A 17,632-nucleotide genomic window follows, 5' to 3' on the forward strand; every position below is an offset into this window, starting at 1 on the left:
CCCCCGGTTCCGGGGCGGTTGTGGGCGTCAGCGCGAGAGCGTCGCCAGCGCCGTGGCCGCGAAAGCCCCGGCCGCGGCGTCCCAGTCGGCCAGCAGTCCCTGGAGGTTCTCGCCGTCTGTCCGGTGCGCCGCCGTGCGCGACTCGAGGGTCTCAAGGACGCCGGTACGCAGCTCGGTGTTGAAATTGACCTTGCCCACGTTCATGGCGGCGGCCTTCACGAGCTCGGCGGCAGGGATTCCGGAGGCGCCGTGCAGCACCAGGGGAATGCGGGTCCGCACGGCAATGTCCTGCAGCACGTCCCAGCGCAGCTCCGGCTCGCCCTTGTACTTGCCGTGGACGTTGCCCACGGCCACGGCCAGCAACTGGGCTCCGGTCCGTGCCACGAAGTCCTCCACCTGGGCGGAGTCGGTGAGCCCGGCCGTGCCGGCCGCCGGGGCATTGCCGGTGGCGTCTGGTCCAAAGGCCCTGTCCTCGTCGCCGGCCAGGCCGCCGAGTTCGGCCTCGATCACGATCTCCGGGACGGTGCCGTCCGCTGCCAGCCCGTCCAGGGCGGCGCGTGCAGACCGGACCAGGGCAATGTTGTCGTCGTAGGCCAGCGACGATCCGTCCACCAGGACGGAGTCCGCCCCGGCGGCAACGGCGTCCGCAATCACGCGGAGGTCCGAGGCATGGTCGAGCTGCACGGCGACCGGAACCCCGGCGCCGTCGGCCAGGCCGCGCAGCGCCTCAATCAGCCGCAGGCCGTTCGGGGTGGCCGCCGTGCTGGGCGAGACGAGCAGGATGGCACCGCGGCCGGCCTCCTCCGCCGCCCCCACCACGGCGAGCGCCGTGGTGAAGTCGTAGCAGGTAAAGGCCGGGACGGCCGATCCCTGCTGGAGGGCTGAAACCACCAGCTGGTCGAGACGGACACGCATCAGACGCTCAGGCCTCCCACCAGGATCCAGACGAGGAACGTCAGGGCGAAGCCTGCCACACCGAGGATGGTCGTGAGGACCGTCCAGGTGCGCAGCCCGTCGGCAACCGACAGTCCCAGGTACCGGGTGACGATCCAGAAGCCGGAGTCATTGATGTGGCTGAGGCCGAACGCGCCGAAGCCTATGGCCACCAGGATCAGTGCCGTCTGCACAGGCGAGTACCCGCCGTCGGCAACGGAGGTCGCCAGCAGGCCTGCAGTGGTGATGATGGCCACGGTGGCCGACCCCTGGGAGGCCCGGAGCACCGCCGCCAGGACGAACGCCATCAGGATCAGCGGAAGCCCCACGTCCTGCAGCCCCTCGGCGAGCGCCTTGCCGATGCCCGAGACGGTGAGGACTTTGCCGAAGACGCCGCCGGCGCCGGTCACCAGGATCACGATGGCGGTCGGTGCGAGGGCGGAGTCCATGACCTCACCCGTGTGCTGGGAAGACCAGCCGCGGCGGATACCCAAGAAGTAGTAAGCCATGCCGAGAGCGGTCAGGAGGGCCATCAGGGGTGAGCCCACGAAGGCTGCAATGTCGGCGGCGGGGCTGCCCTTGGGCAGCAACACGGCGCCAACGGTTCCCACCATGATCATCAGGATCGGCAGCACAATCAGGGTGATGATCATGGCCGGGCTGGGAGCGGTCTTGGCTGCGGTCTTGACAGCAACGCCGCCGCCCGTCGCGGTGTCCTGCTCGACGTCCGATTTTCCGGTGCCGAAGAGGCGGAACTGCTCCGCAGTGCCGGGGAGCATCACGTAGTCGCGGCGGTTGAGCCGCTTGGCGATGAAGTAGCCGAGCACACCCACGGGGATGCAGAGCAGGAGCCCGATGATGGTGGTCCAGCCGATGTCCGCGTTGAGGATGCCGGCACCGCCCACAACACCCGGGTGCGGCGGAACAACGACGTGGATCGCCAGCATGATCGCGCCGACCGGCAGGCCGATCTTGACCGGGTTGACCCCGGCGGCCTTGGAGAAGCCGTAGATGATCGGGATCAGGATGATGAATCCGACGTCGAAGAAGACGGGGATGGCCAGCAGGAAGGCCGCGGAGGTCAGGGCCGCGATGACGCGGCGTGGTCCCAGCAGCTGGGTGAACTTCCCAGCCAGCGACTGGGCGCCGCCGGAAACTTCAATCATCTTTCCGAGCATGGCGCCGAGGCCGACGAGGATGGCGACGGAGCCGAGGGTTCCGCCCATGCCTTCGGTGACCGTCTTGACGATGTCCGGCAGCGGAATGCCCGCCACCAGGGCCACGAGGACGCTGACAACCAGCAGCGCCAGGAAGGCCGGGATCTTGAATTTGATGACGGCCACGAGCAGCAGGGCGACGCCTGCTGCGGCTATGGCCAGGAGAGCGAGAGCGCTCATCGGGTGTCTCCTTTGACGGACCGGTCCCGGGAAGGACCGGCGGGTGGGTTCGACGACGGCGGAAAGGGGGGATCCGCCGTCGTCGGGCTTGGGGGAATCTGGAGGGGCTACGGGGAACTAGGCGGTGCGCTTGGTGGGCGCGACGACCTTGATAACGGCGGAGTCGTCGGCGGCGGCGAGGCCCTGGGCCTGGCCGAGGAGGTAGAGCTGCTCGGCGGCGGCGGCCACCGGGGCGGCGAGGCCGGCGGCCCGGGTGGCCTTGCCGACGATGCCCATGTCCTTGACGAAGATGTCCAGGCGGCTGAGGACCTCGGCGCCGTTGTCCGTGTAGGCCTCGAGGATGCGGGGTCCGCGGTTGGACAGCATGAAGGATCCGGCGGCGCCGGCTTCCAGGGCTGCGAGGGTCTTGGCCTGGTCCAGGCCGAGGGCGTCAGCGAGGGCCATGGCCTCGGCTGCCGCGGCGATGTGGATTCCGCAGAGCAGCTGGTTGACGGTCTTGAGGGCCTGTCCGTCGCCGGGCTTGTCGCCCACGACGGTCAGGGTGGAGGCCAGCAGTTCCAGGACCGGACGGGCCGCTTCCAGCGCCTGTGGTTCGGCGCCGACGACGATCAGCAGGTCTCCTTCGCCGGCGCGCTTCGGTCCGCCGGAGAGCGGGGCGTCAACGAGGGCGACGCCGAATTCCGCGAGCCGGGCGACGGTGGCGGGAATGGCTTCGGTGCCCACGGTGCTGCCCAGGATCACGACGGCGCCCGGCTTCAGCGCCGAGGCGACGCCGTTCGCGCCGAAGAGGACGTCGTCCAGCTGCTCGCCATTGCGCACGGCAAGCAGCAGCGCGTCGGCGCCCTCGGCCGCTTCACGGGCCGAGGCGAACGTGCGCACCCCGGCGGCCTCGGCGAGCGCCAGGCGGGGCTCGGCGATGTCGAAGCCGTGGACGGTCAGCTGGGTTGCCAGCCGGGTGGCCATGGGCAGTCCCATGGCGCCCAGGCCGAGGACGGTGACTTTGTAGTTCATGGTTTTCTCCGTTGAAATGCGGGTTTGGCAGGGGTCAGAAAGTATTGCTCAGCTTGCGGGTGACCTGGGCCAGGGACTCGTCGTCGCCCACGTTGCCGGCGAAAACGATGTACGGGATGCCCTTCGCGGGTCCGTCCACCGGCTCCCACAGGCTGACGATGCCCGGCAGCATGGGGCCGCGGACGATCGCGTGGCGGATCTCCAGGCCGTGGGCGGCCACGTCCGAGGACGTGATGCCTCCCTTGGCGATGACGAAGCGCGGCGGGAACGTCTTCAGGGTCCGGTTTACCACTGCGACGACCGCGGCGGACACGGTGCGGGCAATCCGCAGGCTCGCGGCGGCGTCGTCGGTCTTGATGAGCAGCCGGCTGGTGTGGAGGATGACGTCGGCGCTGTGCAGGGACTCCGCGACGTCCCGGACGATGCCGTCGAGGTAGCCCTCGGAGTTTCCGTCGAGCAGCTTTTCGACGTCGATTTCCACGATGCGCGCGGCGCTGTGCTGTTCGACGAGGGCCTTGAGCTGGCGGGTCGTGACACCGACGTGCGAGCCCACGACGATGAGGCCGCCGGCGCCGGAGGGGGTGTTGCCGGCGTAGGCCTCCTCGCCGCTGAGCTCGGCGCGGATTTCCTGACCGATGCGGCCCCGGACAAACGGCGGGCCCACCCGGTAGAGCAGCTTCTTGCCGCGTCGCTCGGCTTCCTCGAGGCCCAGCGCGAGGGCGCGGAAATCGTTCTCGGTCACGATGTCGGCCACGATCGGGGTGGAGTCCGTGGCGGCGTCGATGGCGTCCGCGATGGCCTTCGCCGAGACCTGCGGGTCGCCGTCCTGGCCGGCGGCGCGGATGACGTCCAGGGTCAGCACGATCACCGAGTCTGCCTGGAAGCGGCTCTGGGATTTCTCTTCGACGTATTTGGCCAGCTCGGAGTTCGCGAAGCCGAAGCTCGCGTCCCGGGCGAATTCGGTCTCAGCCACCGGGGTGAGCTTGCCGGCATCGTCGCCGGTGCCGCGCATGAAGTGCACGCCGCCGATTGTCACGCGTCCGGCGTCGGGGAATGCCGGGACGATAACGACGCCGTCCGTCGCCTCGCCGCTGACTGCGGCGACGGTTGCCGCAATGGTGTCCGGTTCCAGCGGGTAGTGGCCGCGGAGGGTGGAGTCGCTGCGGCTGACGAACCCCAGGCGCAGCCTGGAACTGGCGCTGCTGGAACCGGCACTGCCGGAACCGGCACTGCGGGTTTCGAGGGCGGCGGCCGCGAGGGCGTTCCGGACCACCTCTTCGTTGCGGGCTGCAGCCTCGGCGGGGTCCAGGCTCCGCGTGTTGGTCAGGACGTAGACGGCGTCCGGCCGGCGGCCGTTGATGCGGTGGTTGAAGGCCCAGGTGAAGTCGGCGACATCCCACCGCGTCAGAACCGGCAGGTCCGCGACGGATTGTGTGCCCGTCGGGTCGTCGTCGAGCACCACCAGGATCCGGGGGGACGGCACGGACGAGGCCGCGAGGGTGTCAGCGACGGTCCGGGCGGGGATCCGGACCTCCGCCGGGAAGGCGGCCAGCACTTCTGCTTCGAAAAGCTCTGATTCAAAGGGCACTTGCACTCCATTGTGGGACTCTGCTGCGTGTTAAGGATTTGTAAGATGTCTGACATCTAACATTTGAATGCTAGTGTGGCATACGGCACAAAGACGCGCAAGTAGACTTGTCCATCAGGCAGGTCGGAGACAGCGAATGGGGAAAATTGGCTAGGAAATCGCTGGTCGGCGTCGTGGCCGACGAACTGCTGGACCGCATCATTGCCGGCGAGTTCCCGCCCGGAGCATCCGTCCCCGGCGAGCTGGAGCTGAGCGCCCGCCATGAGGTGAGCCGCATGACGGTCCGCGAGGCGATGAAGACCCTCGAAGCCCAGCAGATCCTCAGCGTGGAGCGCGGCCGCGGGACCTTCGTGAACCCGCTGAGCCGCTGGGCCTCCCTGGAGGCCGTCCTCCGGGCAGCGTCAGAGGGGAAGAACGACGCGGCGGCCGCAGTGCAGCTGATCGAGCTGCGCCGGATGCTGGAATCGGGCGCCTGCGAGCTCGCGGCGGGCCGGATCAGCGACGCAGACCTCAAGGCCCTTTACCGGGAGCTGGAATCGATGCGCGAGGCGCACGACAAGCATGATCTCGCCGCGTTCGTGGCGGCGGACCTGGCGTTCCACGACCTCATCCTGCGCGCCTCGGAGAATGTTTTTGTGGCCGTCCTGTTCGCGCCGCTGCACCGGGTGCTGGAAAAGCGGCGGACCCAGACTTCCGAGGTGCGCGAGATCCAGGCTCACGCGATCGGCCATCACCAGAAAATTGCCGACGCCCTGGCCACGCGGGATCCGCACCAGGCCCGCGACGCCATGGACGCGCACATGCAGCAGACGCTGGATGACCTCAAGACCTACGTCCTGGCGGACCGGCCGGCCTGATTATCCGGTCCCGCAAGCCCGACCCCCCGCATCCGGCCCGCGGGACGCGCGGCCGTGCGGGGACGGGACTCAGCGCGGCTCAGGCGAGCGAGAGGAAGAGCTTCTCGAGTTCGGCCCTGTCCAGGCTGGGGTCCTCCTGCTGCATGCACTGCTGCAGGCCGGTGGCAATGATCGAGAACCCGGCCTTGTCCAGCGCGCTGGACACCGCGGCGAGCTGGGTAACCACGCTCTTGCAGTCGCGGCCCTCCTCGATCATTCGCGTGACGGCGGCAAGCTGCCCCTGGGCACGGCGAAGTCGATTGATGACGGGCTTCATGTCGGTGGGATCGAGTTCCATTTGTTCCTCCAGGATCAACGGGGCTACATTCCATGATATACCCCCCTATGTATCAGGGATGCCCGGCAGGGTATGATCTCCCTCGCTCCCGGCTAGGGACCTAAGTACCTAGTGAAGCCTGCATTTTCGGCGTATTGCTGGGAGTGTGAACGCCGCCGGTTTCCTGGATTCTGGCGCCGGACAGGCCGGCGCAGGAGGCCCCGCCCCGAGACGGGGCCCGGACCGGAACCCGGGCCCGCCCACAGGGTCCTGGAATGCGGGGCCGTGGGGCCGCTATGTTGCAATGGGGGATTCGTTCACCTCGGGCCTCGGGGACCCGGAACCGCTGAGTCCGGGCGGCATGCGGGGCTGGGCGGACCGGATCGCCGAGGAACTCAGCGAGGGAAGGCCGGATTTCCGGTACGCGAACCTCGCCGTCAGCGGCCTGCTCCTGGGCGAGATCCTGGACCGGCAGCTCGGGCCCGCGATTGCGCTCAAACCGGACCTGGTCACGCTCTCGGCCGGCGGGAATGACATTGTGTTCCACCGGGGCGATCCCGACCGGCTGGCTGCCGCCCTGGACGCCGCGGTGGGCAGGCTCAGTGCCACCGGCGCCACCATCGTGTTGTTCACCGGCCCCGACTGGCGCGACACACCCCTGCTGGGACATAACCGCGGGAGGGTCGCCGTCTTCAACGAGAACATCCGGACCATCGCCGTGCGCCATCACGGTGTGATCGCTGATCTCTGGGTCCTGCGGCAGCTCTCGGACCCGCGGATGTGGGCCCCGGACCGCCTGCATTTCTCGCCGATGGGCCACCACACCATCGCGGCGATGGTGCTCGAATCCCTGAGCGTCCCGCATGGCCTGAGTCCGCTGGAGCCCAAGCCCATGCCGGCCGGAAGCTGGCGGGAAAGCAAGGCGGGGGACCTCGCCTGGTTCACCAACTATCTGCTTCCCTGGATGGTCAGCCGGGTCCGGAAGCGCGCTGACGCCCCGCCACTAACGCCCAAGCGCCCTGAGCCGGGCCCGGTCTCGGGATCCTGAGGCATGGCCGCCGGGCCTAGTCCCGCTGCGATCTGTCGGCTAATCTGCAGGAACGGCCAACCGCCGGGTATCGATGGCGATCACGAGGAGCGAAGTTGTCTAATCACACTTACAGCATTTCTGAAATTGTCGGAACGTCGAACGAGGGCGTTGATGCCGCGGTCCGCAACGGCATCGCCGAGGCGGCCAAGACCCTGCGCAACCTCGACTGGTTTGAGGTCAAGGAAATCCGCGGACACCTCGAAAACGGCGCGGTCGCCGACTGGCAGGTCACCATCAAGCTCGGGTTCCGCCTGGAGCGCTAAGCCGCAAAGGACCACCGCGTGCAGTACACGCAGCTGGGCCGCTCGGGCCTGAAGGTTTCCCGGCTCTGCCTGGGAACCATGAACTTCGGGCCGCAGACCGAGGAGACCGATGCCCGCGCCATCATGGACTCCGCGCTGGAGTCGGGCATCAATTTCTTCGACACCGCGAACGTCTACGGCGGCGCCGGCCACCGCGGCCGCACCGAGGAAATCCTGGGCCGCTGGTTCGCCACGGGCGGCGAGCGCCGCGAGCGGACCGTGCTGGCGACGAAGCTGTACGGCACCATGGCGGACCGGCCCAACGAGTCGAGGCTTTCCGCGCTGAGCATCCGCCGAGCCCTGGATGCGAGTCTGAAAAGGCTGCAGACGGACCACATCGACCTCTACCAGTTCCACCATGTGGACCGCATGACTCCATGGGATGAGATCTGGCAGGCGATCGACGTCGCGGTCCAGCAGGGCAAGATCCTGTATTCGGGGAGCAGCAACTTCGCAGGCTGGCACATCGCCCAGGCGCAGGAGGCTGCCGTGCGCCGGCACAGCTTCGGGCTCGTCAGCGAGCAGTCCATCTACAACCTGCTGACCCGCAACGTGGAACTGGAGGTCATTCCGGCCGCACAGCAGTACGGGCTGGGGCTCATCCCCTGGTCACCCCTGCAGGGTGGACTGCTGGGCGGGGTGCTGAAGAAAGGGCACGACGGCGTGCGCCGCACCGAAGGCCGGTCCCTCGCCACCCTTGAGAAGCACCGGGACCAGATCCGCCAGTTCGAGGATTTCGCCGGTGAGCTGGCCCGGGAACCCGGGGACGTCGCGCTGGCCTGGCTGCTGCACCAGCCCGCCGTGACCGCACCGATTGTGGGTCCCCGCACCCCGGGGCAGCTTCAGGCGGCCCTCCGCGCCCTGGACCTGGTGCTCGACGCGGCCGCGCTCCAGCGGCTGGACGGCATCTTTCCGGGGCACCGGACCGCGCCGGAGGACTATGCGTGGTGACGGTACACGGTGCGAATTGAACCCGCACCGGCGGGTCGGACAAACGGGTCCGGCCGGCCAAAGGAGCAGCGTCGCGGGATGTTTCCCTGCCCGGAGTGGCTCTTTTATGCTAAGCATGATTAGTATTAGGGCAGAAGGATGAAGCGCACTCGGCAACCCGGGTGTCTCCTCAATGAAAGAAGAAGGAACAACAAAAATGGGTTTTTTTGCATTTCTGATTCTGGGCCTTATTGCCGGCGCAATCGCTAAGGCTATCCTCCCGGGCAAGCAGGGCGGTGGCATTCTGATCACCTTGCTGCTCGGCGTCGTCGGCGCCATCCTGGGTGGCTGGATTGGCGGACTGCTGTTCGGCACTGGCATCAACGAGTTCTTCTCGCTGTCGACCTGGCTCCTGGCCATCGGCGGTGCGATCATCGTCCTGCTCGTTTACGGCATGATCACCAAGCGCTCAGCCCGCTAAAGCTGACGCGACCGAAAACCGGTCCCGGGACTTTTCCCGGGGCCGGTTTTTTGGCACACGGCCGCGCCACGATTTTGCGGTCCCCTTTATTTTTTGAGCACCACCGAGGAGCAGGAGTACAGCATGAAAGGCAAAGTTCTTTTTGGAGCCGGAATCGCCGCAGGCTACGTTCTTGGGTCACGGTCCGGGCGGGCAGCCTACGAGAAGCTTAAAGCCCGCGCGGCGGCCCTCTGGGAAAGCCAGCCGGTCCAGGACAAGCTGACCGCGGCGACCGATGCGGTCAAGGAAAAGGCACCCGAGGTCTCGGAGCAGCTCGGCGAGGCTGCCCGGCGCGCGGGGACGGTCATCGGTTCAGCCGTCCGCCGTGACAACTCCCCCACCGGGAACGTTGACAAGTCGAGCGGCACCGCCGCGGCCGGCATCCCGGCGCACAGCACGCATCCGGAGACCGTGAACCTTGGGACCTCGTCCGCGTCCGCGGCTTCGGCGGCTGCCGACGTCGAGTCCGACCCGGCGCTCAACGACCAGCACGGGCAGGACTGGTCCGACGAAGGTGGCGCCACCCTGGCGGGAGCCGCGACCAACGTCGATCCCGACAAGGTTTCTTAGCTACACCGGGCTGCGGGCGGGTCCGTTGCGCCGGTCGCCGCAGTTCCGATCACCACCGTGGCTTCCAGCTCCCCGGAGCGGGCCACCCTGGCGGTGAGTCCATTGCGGATGAACAGCCCGGCTGTCCGCGATGCCTGCCGCCGACTCGTCTCGATCAGCAGGTGGCCGCCCGGTGCCAGCCACTGGGGCGCCGCGGCGGCCACCCGCTGCTGGACCTGCAGCCCGTCCGTGCCGCCGTCGAGGGAAACCCGCGGCTCGTGCAGGCGGGCTTCCTGCGGCAGGGTGCCGATCTCCGCCGAAGGAACATACGGGGCGTTGACCGCAAGGATGTCGACCCGCCCGCGCAGCCGCGCCGGGAGAGGCTCGTAGAGGTCCCCTTCGTGGACGGCACCGCCGAGCGGAACGACGTTGCGGACCGCGCACCGCACCGCGGCGGGGTCGATGTCCGAGGCGTGAAGCTCCAGGGGGCCGGCCAGCGCCGCCAGCGCGGTTCCGACCGCCCCTGAACCGCAGCACAAGTCGACGACGACGGGCGCACGCCCCGTGCCGCCGGTGCCGGCCAGGAGCTGCGCGGCCTGCTGGACCAGGAATCCGGTGCGGCGGCGGGGCACAAATACACCCGCGTCCACTTCGATCCGAAGCCCGCAGAACTCCGCCCAGCCCAGGATGTGCTCGAGCGGCAGTCCGGACACCCGCCGCTCCACAAGGGCATCAAGCTGGTCCGTCGTCGCGGCGGCAGCGGCCAGCAGCCGGGCTTCGTCCTCGGCGAAGACGCAGCCGGCAGCCCGCAGCCGTGTGATGACCCGGGGCGCGGGTGGAGCCGTCATGTGCCCCCTCTCCGCGTATGGTGCCGGAGTCCCATGCTATCGAAGTGGCAGGATGGCACCATGGCCACCGAACGAATCGCCGCACCGTCTTCCGTGCTGTTACCAACGGCTGCAGTCCCCTCGCGGGAGCTGATCTGGACAGGTTGTTACACCGCGGACGGCGGCGGCCGCGGGATCGGAATCGGGGCGCTGCATGCCGGAACTGACGGAACACTGCGCTGGCTGGGCCTCGCCGCCGCGGCGGACTCGCCGTCGTTTCTTGCCGTGCACTCCACCTTTGACGTGGTCTATGCCGTGGGTGAGGCGGCCCGGACCGTCACGGCGTACCGCCGCTCCGGCGACTTCGGGCTGGAAGCCGCCGGCCGTGGCTGGCCGGCCGGCGACGCCGCCTGCCACGTCGCCGTCGACCCGCAGGGCCGCTTCCTCGTGGTGGCCTGCTGGGGCGACGGGCAGGTGCTGCTGTACGAACTGGACCATGACGGCGGCATCACGGCACGGTTCGCGGCCGCCGCCTCGACGCTGGCCGGACGTCCCAGCCGCGCCCACGCCAGCCTGATGCTCGACGACGGCAGGGTGATGACCACCGACCTCGGGCACGACCTCCTGCGGGTCTGGAACTATGTGCCCGCCCAAGGGCTGCGGCTGGACCATGAACTGGCTCTCCCACGGGACAGCGGCCCCCGGCACCTGGTCCAGCATCCCGGCGGCAGCGTGCTGGTGGTGACCGAGTACTCGATTGAGGTTGCGGTAGTGCAGCGGTCCCCGGAGTCCGGGACATTCCGCCTCGCCGGCATGGTCCCGGCGACAACGGCGGGTGCCCTTCCCGGGGACTCCGCGGCGGAGATTGCCCTCGCCGCGGACGGCAGGCACGCCTACGTCGGGGTCCGCGGCTCCAACCGGATCGGAGTGCTGGAGGTGGACGCGGGCGGCAGCGTCGTCCGGCCCGTGGCCGACGTCGCCAGCGGCGGCGACTGGCCGCGGCACCATCTGGTCCGGAACGGCCGGCTGCATGTGGCGCACGAGCGTTCCGGGGACGTGGTGACGTACCTGCTGGATCCGGTGACCGGGCTCCCCGGTGAGGCCGCGGGCAGGGTGGACCTGGCTTCCCCCACCGCGCTGGTCCCGGCGGCGGACATGCCCAGTCCCACCCGGTAGCACGGCCGCGCGACATGCCCAGTCCCACCCGGTAGCACGGCCGCGGGACATGCCCAGTCCCACCCGGTAGCACGGCCGCGGGACATGCCCAGTCCCACCCGGTAGCACGGCCGCGGGACATGCCCAGTCCCCGCAGCGGACAGTGGACATAAGGGCACTATGCCCAGCCCTCCCCGCGTCCGGAGAGCATGTCCCCTGCACGGCGCACATGGACGGGCCGCGCAGCAGCCCGGACCGCGGGACATGCTCAATCATCGCGGTGAACACTGGGCACAACAGCACTATGCTCAACCATCCCCGCACCCGGAGGGCATGTCCCGCGGTCGGACGGTGCGCCGGCAGTCAGCGCGTCGACGCCGCCCATGCCAGCAGGCGGTCGAGGGGCCAGCTGGTGACGATCCGTTCCGCCGGCACGCCGTTGCGTTCCGCCCGTTCGGCACCGTACTGCAGGAAATCGAGCTGGCCGGGGGCATGGGCATCGCTGTTGATGCTGAACAGGCAGCCGGCCTCGAGGGCGATCTCAATGAGGGCTCCCGGCGGGTCCTGGCGTTCTGGCCGGGCATTGATTTCGACGGCGACGTCGTGCTCGGCGCAGGCGGCGAAGACCTCGTGGGCGTCGAACTCCGACGCCGGACGCGTTCCCCGGCCCCCTTGGATGAGCCGGCCCGTGCAATGGCCCAGCACGTTCATGTGCGGGTCCGCTATGGCGCCGAGCATCCGCCGGGTCATGGTGCGCTTGTCCGCGCGCAGTTTTGAGTGCACGCTCGCGACGACGATATCCAGCCGGTCCAGCATCTCCGGCGTCTGGTCCAGGCTGCCGTCCTCGAGGATGTCGGCCTCGATGCCCCGCAGGAGGCGGAAGCCGCCGTCGTTGCGGGCATTGATCTCCTCGACAATGTCGAGTTGCCCGGCCAGCCGCTCGGCGCTCAGCCCGTTGGCGATCTTGAGGTTGGGTGAATGGTCGGTCAGCGCAAGGTATTCGCGGCCCAGCAGCCTGGCGGCGCCCACCATGGCTTCGATCGGGGATCCGCCGTCGGACCAGTCGCTGTGGCTGTGCAGGTCGCCGCGGAGCGAGGCAAGCAGAGCATGTCCTCCCGGCACCAGCGGCCGGGATCCCCGGTTCCGGAGCCCGACCAGGTACTCCGGCACGTCGCCGTCGAGGGCTTCCTTAATGACCTGGTACGTCCGGTCGCCGATCCCCTTGGTCCTCCGGAGCCGGCCGTCGGCAGCCCGGGCTGCCAGTTCCTCCGGCCCGAGGCCGGCAACGATTCCGGCGGCTTTCCGGAACGCCTGGATCTTGAAGGTCGGGGCAAGCTCGCGTTCGAGCCAGAAGGCGATCTCGTTGAGGGCGTCGGCGGCATCCATGGCACCATCTTGCACCCCGGACCGGCGCCCGGGCACCCCTGGCTGCCGCTCGGGGGACCCCGGCGCCGCCCCGATGCCGCGCCGTTTCGGCCGGCGGGGGCGGCGTTCTGAGAGACTTGTCCCGGCCGGGGCCTGATCCGGCGGGGAACTACGCCGGCGGTCCATGGGGAGGGCCGCTCCGGCAGCAGGGAAACTTCAATCTATGGTGCTTCTCGACCGGTCAACGCTCATGGTGGTCTTCGCCGTGATGACGCTGACAATGCTGGTCCTGTTCTACTTCGACACCTACCGCCAGAGCCGGGCTCCGTTTGCCGGCTGGTGGTGCGGGGCTGTCGCCTCCTTCTTCCTGGCTGCCACGTTCTACTTCATGGGTGAGGTCCAGGCGGTGACCTGGGCCCCCAGCGTGGGCAACGGTGTCATGGTGCTGGGCTCCGGTTGCGTCTGGGCCGGGACCCGCTCGCTGGCCGGCCGCCGGATCAGGCCCTGGCTGCTGGGGGTCCCGGCGACGGCGGCCGTCGCCATCGACGCCGGCGTCCGCTACTCAGACCATGCCCGGATCGGCAGCATCGTCCTCCTGGCACTGATGGGGGCCGCGATCGGTCTCGCCTCCGCGGAGCTGTGGCGTGAGCGGGTGGATTCCTGGCGCCTCGTCCGGTCCCTCGCCGTCGCAACTGCCGTCTGTGCCGGCTATTACCTGAGCAGGATGGTGGGGCTGGCGTTGCTCGGCCCGGAGGATCCGCTGTTCCAGATGCTGTTCGGCACCGGCGTGACCCTGCTGATGGCCATGATCCTGCTGGTGGTTGTCTCGTCCAGCATCACCTCGCTGAACTACGCCCGCCGGACCGAGGACCTGCAGGAGTTGGCCTACCGTGACGGGCTGACCGGGCTGCTGAACCGCGGGGAGTTCACGCACCAGGCCCAGCGCAGGCTCCGGGCCAACCTCGCGGCCGGCGTCGACACCGTGGTTGTGATGGCGGACCTGGACCGCTTCAAGGCCATCAATGACCGCTTCGGGCATGATGCGGGCGACGGCGTCATCCGCGCTTTCGCCGTTGCCTGCCGTTCAGCGGTGCGGGACGCCGACCTCGTGGGCCGCTACGGCGGGGAGGAATTCGCGCTGCTGCTCGACGGCGTCGACGCCGAAGAGGGCGTCCGGATCGCAGACCAGATCAATGCCTCGCTGGCCGAACACAGCTCCCTGCCCGCCGGCGTCGACGCGCCGACGGCGAGCTTCGGCGTCGTCGATACCCGGGAACGGAACGCGGGGCTGCAGCGCCTCCTGCGGGAGGCCGACCGCGCCCTATACAACGCCAAGGCGGAAGGGCGCAACCGGGCGGTCATCGGGTTCACCGCCGCAGGAACCCAGGCCAGCTGAGCCGACCGGCAACACTCAGCGCTTGCGGGGCAGCTTCGCCGCGAGTTTTCCGGCCGCGGCCGCGGCGGGCCGCACCGTGGGGTCCATGGCGGTCATTACGGTCAGCAATGACACCCAGGCCGGCCCCAGGTCAGCGGGAATCACGGGGTTGCGGAGGGTTCGCGCCACGAGGGATTCCATCAGAGTGCCCGGGAACGCCTTGGCCCCGGTGAGGCACTCGAGCAGCACCAGCCCGAGGGAATAGACGTCGCCCGGCGCACCGGGATACCGGCCGGCGGCCTGCTCCGGGCTCATGTAGTGCACTGTGCCGGAGGAATCACCCGGCTCCAGCTTGGCGCCGGCAGGGGTGGAAATACCGAAATCGGCGATCCGGACCGCGGAACGCCGCAGCCCACTGAGCAGGATATTGGCAGGTTTGATGTCCCGGTGGACCAGCCCGCGCGCATGGACGTGCGCGAGCCCGGACAGCGCCGCCGCCGCCCAGCCGGCCACGTCGCGGGCGTCGGCAGGGCCGCTGCGGATCCGCTCGGCGAGGCTTCCGCCGTAGACGAGTTCCTCCACGATGAACGGGCGCCCGGCCCAGCGGTCGCCCGCCGGCACGACGCCCTCGGCAATGAAGGTGACGATCGCGGGGTGATCGAGCGATGCCAGGATGCGCGCCTCGGCGTGGATCCGTTCGGCCTGCCGCTTTTCGGGGCCCTCGGCGACCTTGATGGCGACGGGCCGGCCGTCTGCCAGGTCCGTGCCGCGGAACACCGTGGCGGTGGCGCCCCGGCCCAGCAGTTCCCGGACCAGGAATCCCCTCCCGTCAGGGCCCGGGAGCACCAGCACCTTGGCATCGAGTCCGGCGGCCGGGACCGAAGAGGGGTTGGCCGTCCGTTCCACCAGCACCTTGGCATCGAGTCCGGCCGGGACCGGAGACGGGCTGGCGGCGGTCCGTTCCGCCAGGGCCGCGGCAGCGGGCGGGGTCACCGGCTGAGGCCGGACGGGATCCCGGACGTCCGCATGATGCCGTCCAGTTGGAAGCCGCAGCCGCAGCGCCAGAGGGGCGGCAGCTCTGCCGCGGCGTCGGCCGGCGCGAAGGAATACACGGACATGGTGGCCGACGCAGGCGACTTCCACTCCATGGGCATCCCGCAGTGGACCGGCGCGGCCAGGGACTGCATGGGAGACGCGGAGGCGGCGGCCAGTTCAGCCATGACGCCGGAAAAACACAAATCAGACATAGTTAGTAAGCATACATATAACTAGGTGGGCTAGCTAGTTAGTTACGGGGTCGGCCTGCAGCGTGGTGCGGGGGCTCCGCCAATGCTTCACTCATCCGCCGCAGGAAGCTGACCACGGTCCTCGCTTCCTCGGCGCTCAGGTCCTCCGCGACGGCCATCATCCTGCGGTGCATGTCCCCCAGCGTCGCCCGCACCTCCGCATCCGTTTCCACCGTGGGAACGATGACCAGGGAACGCCGGTCCGTGGGGTGGGGCTCGCGGCGGACATGGCCGCTGCCTACGAGGCGGTCAATCAACGAGGTGGTGGAGGCCGTGGTGATGCCGAGGACGCGGCTGAGGTCCTTCGGCCCCACCCGCTCGCCGTTCGCCTGGGCGCGCAGCAGAAACCTCAGCGCCAGCAGGTCCGTCTCGCCCATCCCCATGGAATCCCGCGTGGAGCGCCGCCGGGTGACTTCCGCGTTGCGGTATTCACGCAGGGCCTGCAGCACGGCGCCGGGCGGGTCGAGCCTGTCGTCGGGTCCGTACCAGTACCCGGAACCGGAAGGGCTGTGCGCGTTCATCCGGCAATCCTAGCTGAACTGGTTACTAGATCATCGTGGGTTCTCCGGACGGCCGGGAAGGAATCCGGGCTCGACCCCGGCTCGCGGGCTTTGCCTGCCGCAACCCCGTGTCCGCGTCCGGTGGATCTCAGTACACTGGGACGCATGACCGAGCAGGACCCGGCCCCGTCCAGGGCCGCTGCCGCTCCCGACGCGATCGACACGTCCTTGCGCAGTCCGGCGCAGCGGTCCCGCACCTTCGCCGGGATTTTGGCAAACACCGCCCTGGCCAACATCACGACCAGCTACCTGTGGTTCGCCCTGACGTTCTGGGCGTACCTGCAGACGCGCAATGTGATCGCCACGGGGGTAATCGGCGGCGCGTACATGCTGTTGATCGCCTTTTCCAGCATCAGCTTCGGCACCTTCGTGGACCGCTACCGCAAGCTGGACGTGATGCGCTTCGCCGCCGGCTTCACCCTGGTGATGTTCATGCTGTCCGGAGTCATGTTCCTGCTGACACCCGCAGCCTCGATGCTGGACCTGACACAGCCATGGTTCTGGGTCTTCACCCTGGTCATCCTGGTCGGCGCGGTGGTGGAAAACATGCGCAACATCGCCCTCTCCACCACGGTCACCATTCTCATCGAGCCGGACCGGCGGGCCAACGCCAACGGGCTGGTGGGAATGGTGCAGGGACTGATGTTCATCGTCACGTCGGTGCTCTCCGGGCTCTCGGTCGGGCTGCTGGGCATGGGTTGGACCATCGTCGTCGCCATCGCGCTCACCGCGCTCGCGTTCGCGCACCTGCTCACGCTGCGCATACCCGAGGAGGTGCGCGCGGCCGCCACGGACGCCCACGGCGGCTTCGACCTGCGCGGCTCCCTCGCCGCCGTCCGAGCCATTTCCGGACTTTTCGCACTGATTCTCTTCTCCACGTTCAACAACTTCATCGGCGGCGTCTACATGGCGCTGATGGATCCCTACGGCCTGGAGATGTTCCCCGTGGAGCTGTGGGGGACCTACTTTGCGCTCGGCGCCACCGGGTTCATCGTGGGCGGCGCGCTGATCGGCAAGTTCGGGCTCGGGTCCAACCCGCTGCGCACCATGCTCATCGCGGTGATCCTGATGGGGGTCCTCGGTGCGGTGTTCACACTGCGGGAGTGGGCCTGGCTTTACATCGCCGGCATCTGGCTGTACCTGGTCCTGGTGCCTTTCGTGGAGGCCGCCGAGCAGACGGTCATCCAGCAAGTGGTGCCACTGAACCGGCAGGGCCGGGTGTTCGGATTCGCCATGGCGTTCGAGTCCGCGGCGGCTCCGATCACCGCGTTCCTCATCGCGCCGATCTCCCAGGTCTGGATCATCCCGTATGCGCGGTCCGCTGAAGGCGCCGCCCAGTTGGCCCCGCTGCTGGGCGAGGGCACCTCCCGCGGCATCGCCCTGGTGTTCCTGATGGCTGGGATCATCATGATCGCGGCCGCGCTGCTGGCGTTCCTGACGCCGGTCTACCGCCGGGTCTCGGCGACGTATGCACAGACGGCGGCAGAGGCGTCGGGGACGGCGAACCCCGCATAAACCCGGGCTCGCCCCGACCACCAAGGGCTTAAAACAGAAGCAGGCCAGAGGCAAAA

General features: G+C 68.8%; 19 protein-coding genes. 9 read left to right on the forward strand and 10 right to left on the reverse strand.

The annotated features are described in order from the left end of the window. Positions 1-27 precede the first annotated feature (27 nt). The 4 genes from ABIC21_RS06010 to ABIC21_RS06025 form a co-directional block, all read right to left on the reverse strand. Positions 28-915, reverse strand: a complete 888-nt coding sequence (locus ABIC21_RS06010; RefSeq protein ID WP_354349506.1) for a class II fructose-bisphosphate aldolase — start codon at positions 913-915, stop codon at positions 28-30. Then, on the reverse strand, positions 915-2,330 hold the full coding sequence (locus ABIC21_RS06015) for a GntP family transporter (RefSeq protein WP_354349507.1): 1,416 nt from the start codon (positions 2,328-2,330) through the stop codon (positions 915-917). The genes ABIC21_RS06010 and ABIC21_RS06015 overlap by 1 nt, the downstream gene beginning before the upstream one ends. Before the next feature lie 117 nt (positions 2,331-2,447). Next, a complete protein-coding gene (locus tag ABIC21_RS06020; RefSeq protein ID WP_354349508.1) occupies positions 2,448-3,341 on the reverse strand; it encodes an NAD(P)-dependent oxidoreductase in 894 nt (297 codons plus the stop codon). Positions 3,342-3,375: 34 nt separating this feature from the next. Beyond that, the gene (locus ABIC21_RS06025) at positions 3,376-4,929 is read right to left on the reverse strand and encodes a four-carbon acid sugar kinase family protein (protein ID WP_354349509.1); all 1,554 of its coding nucleotides are present in this window, start codon (positions 4,927-4,929) and stop codon (positions 3,376-3,378) included. A gap of 146 nt (positions 4,930-5,075) precedes the next feature. Here ABIC21_RS06025 and ABIC21_RS06030 point away from each other — a divergent pair, with 146 nt between their 5' ends. Then, complete coding sequence (locus tag ABIC21_RS06030; protein ID WP_354349510.1) at positions 5,076-5,786, forward strand: FadR/GntR family transcriptional regulator; 711 nt, start codon at positions 5,076-5,078, stop codon at positions 5,784-5,786. Between the two features lie 79 nt (positions 5,787-5,865). On the opposite strand, the gene ABIC21_RS06035 is transcribed toward ABIC21_RS06030, so the two are convergent. After that, a complete protein-coding gene (locus ABIC21_RS06035; RefSeq protein WP_018774886.1) occupies positions 5,866-6,123 on the reverse strand; it encodes a metal-sensitive transcriptional regulator in 258 nt (85 codons plus the stop codon). Between the two features lie 283 nt (positions 6,124-6,406). Between ABIC21_RS06035 and ABIC21_RS06040 the strand changes: the two genes are divergently transcribed. The 5 genes from ABIC21_RS06040 (at position 6,407) to ABIC21_RS06060 (ending at position 9,514) form a co-directional block, all read left to right on the forward strand. Continuing rightward, positions 6,407-7,150, forward strand: a complete 744-nt coding sequence (locus tag ABIC21_RS06040; RefSeq protein WP_354349511.1) for an SGNH/GDSL hydrolase family protein — start codon at positions 6,407-6,409, stop codon at positions 7,148-7,150. Between the two features lie 95 nt (positions 7,151-7,245). Further along, positions 7,246-7,455, forward strand: a complete 210-nt coding sequence (locus ABIC21_RS06045) for a dodecin (protein WP_056428140.1) — start codon at positions 7,246-7,248, stop codon at positions 7,453-7,455. A gap of 18 nt (positions 7,456-7,473) precedes the next feature. Then, complete coding sequence (locus ABIC21_RS06050; RefSeq protein ID WP_354349512.1) at positions 7,474-8,445, forward strand: aldo/keto reductase; 972 nt, start codon at positions 7,474-7,476, stop codon at positions 8,443-8,445. A gap of 196 nt (positions 8,446-8,641) precedes the next feature. After that, positions 8,642-8,905, forward strand: coding sequence for a GlsB/YeaQ/YmgE family stress response membrane protein (locus ABIC21_RS06055; protein WP_066432543.1), 264 nt, complete (start codon positions 8,642-8,644; stop codon positions 8,903-8,905). Between the two features lie 123 nt (positions 8,906-9,028). After that, the gene (locus ABIC21_RS06060; protein WP_354349513.1) at positions 9,029-9,514 is read left to right on the forward strand and encodes a hypothetical protein; all 486 of its coding nucleotides are present in this window, start codon (positions 9,029-9,031) and stop codon (positions 9,512-9,514) included. On the opposite strand, the gene ABIC21_RS06065 is transcribed toward ABIC21_RS06060, so the two are convergent. After that, the gene (locus ABIC21_RS06065) at positions 9,511-10,341 is read right to left on the reverse strand and encodes a putative protein N(5)-glutamine methyltransferase (RefSeq protein ID WP_354349514.1); all 831 of its coding nucleotides are present in this window, start codon (positions 10,339-10,341) and stop codon (positions 9,511-9,513) included. The two genes, ABIC21_RS06060 and ABIC21_RS06065, sit on opposite strands and share 4 nt — an antisense overlap. 60 nt (positions 10,342-10,401) lie before the next feature. Here ABIC21_RS06065 and ABIC21_RS06070 point away from each other — a divergent pair, with 60 nt between their 5' ends. After that, complete coding sequence (locus ABIC21_RS06070; protein ID WP_354349515.1) at positions 10,402-11,496, forward strand: lactonase family protein; 1,095 nt, start codon at positions 10,402-10,404, stop codon at positions 11,494-11,496. A 342-nt stretch (positions 11,497-11,838) separates the two neighbouring features. On the opposite strand, the gene ABIC21_RS06075 is transcribed toward ABIC21_RS06070, so the two are convergent. Continuing rightward, a complete protein-coding gene (locus ABIC21_RS06075; RefSeq protein ID WP_354349516.1) occupies positions 11,839-12,861 on the reverse strand; it encodes a PHP domain-containing protein in 1,023 nt (340 codons plus the stop codon). A 202-nt stretch (positions 12,862-13,063) separates the two neighbouring features. On the opposite strand from ABIC21_RS06075, the gene ABIC21_RS06080 reads away from it, so the two are divergent. Further along, complete coding sequence (locus tag ABIC21_RS06080) at positions 13,064-14,236, forward strand: GGDEF domain-containing protein (RefSeq protein ID WP_354349517.1); 1,173 nt, start codon at positions 13,064-13,066, stop codon at positions 14,234-14,236. Between the two features lie 15 nt (positions 14,237-14,251). Here the strand turns inward: ABIC21_RS06080 and ABIC21_RS06085 are convergent, their stop codons facing one another. The 3 genes from ABIC21_RS06085 to ABIC21_RS06095 form a co-directional block, all read right to left on the reverse strand. After that, a complete protein-coding gene (locus ABIC21_RS06085; RefSeq protein ID WP_354349518.1) occupies positions 14,252-15,208 on the reverse strand; it encodes a serine/threonine-protein kinase in 957 nt (318 codons plus the stop codon). Beyond that, positions 15,205-15,435, reverse strand: coding sequence for a hypothetical protein (locus tag ABIC21_RS06090; protein WP_354349519.1), 231 nt, complete (start codon positions 15,433-15,435; stop codon positions 15,205-15,207). The genes ABIC21_RS06085 and ABIC21_RS06090 overlap by 4 nt, the downstream gene beginning before the upstream one ends. A 65-nt stretch (positions 15,436-15,500) precedes the next feature. Beyond that, on the reverse strand, positions 15,501-16,022 hold the full coding sequence (locus tag ABIC21_RS06095) for a MarR family winged helix-turn-helix transcriptional regulator (RefSeq protein WP_354349520.1): 522 nt from the start codon (positions 16,020-16,022) through the stop codon (positions 15,501-15,503). A gap of 144 nt (positions 16,023-16,166) precedes the next feature. Here ABIC21_RS06095 and ABIC21_RS06100 point away from each other — a divergent pair, with 144 nt between their 5' ends. Next, positions 16,167-17,576, forward strand: coding sequence for an MFS transporter (locus tag ABIC21_RS06100; RefSeq protein WP_354349521.1), 1,410 nt, complete (start codon positions 16,167-16,169; stop codon positions 17,574-17,576). Positions 17,577-17,632: the final 56 nt, after the last annotated feature.

This window comes from Pseudarthrobacter sp. PvP090 (assembly GCF_040547365.1).
Lineage (GTDB): Bacteria > Actinomycetota > Actinomycetes > Actinomycetales > Micrococcaceae > Arthrobacter.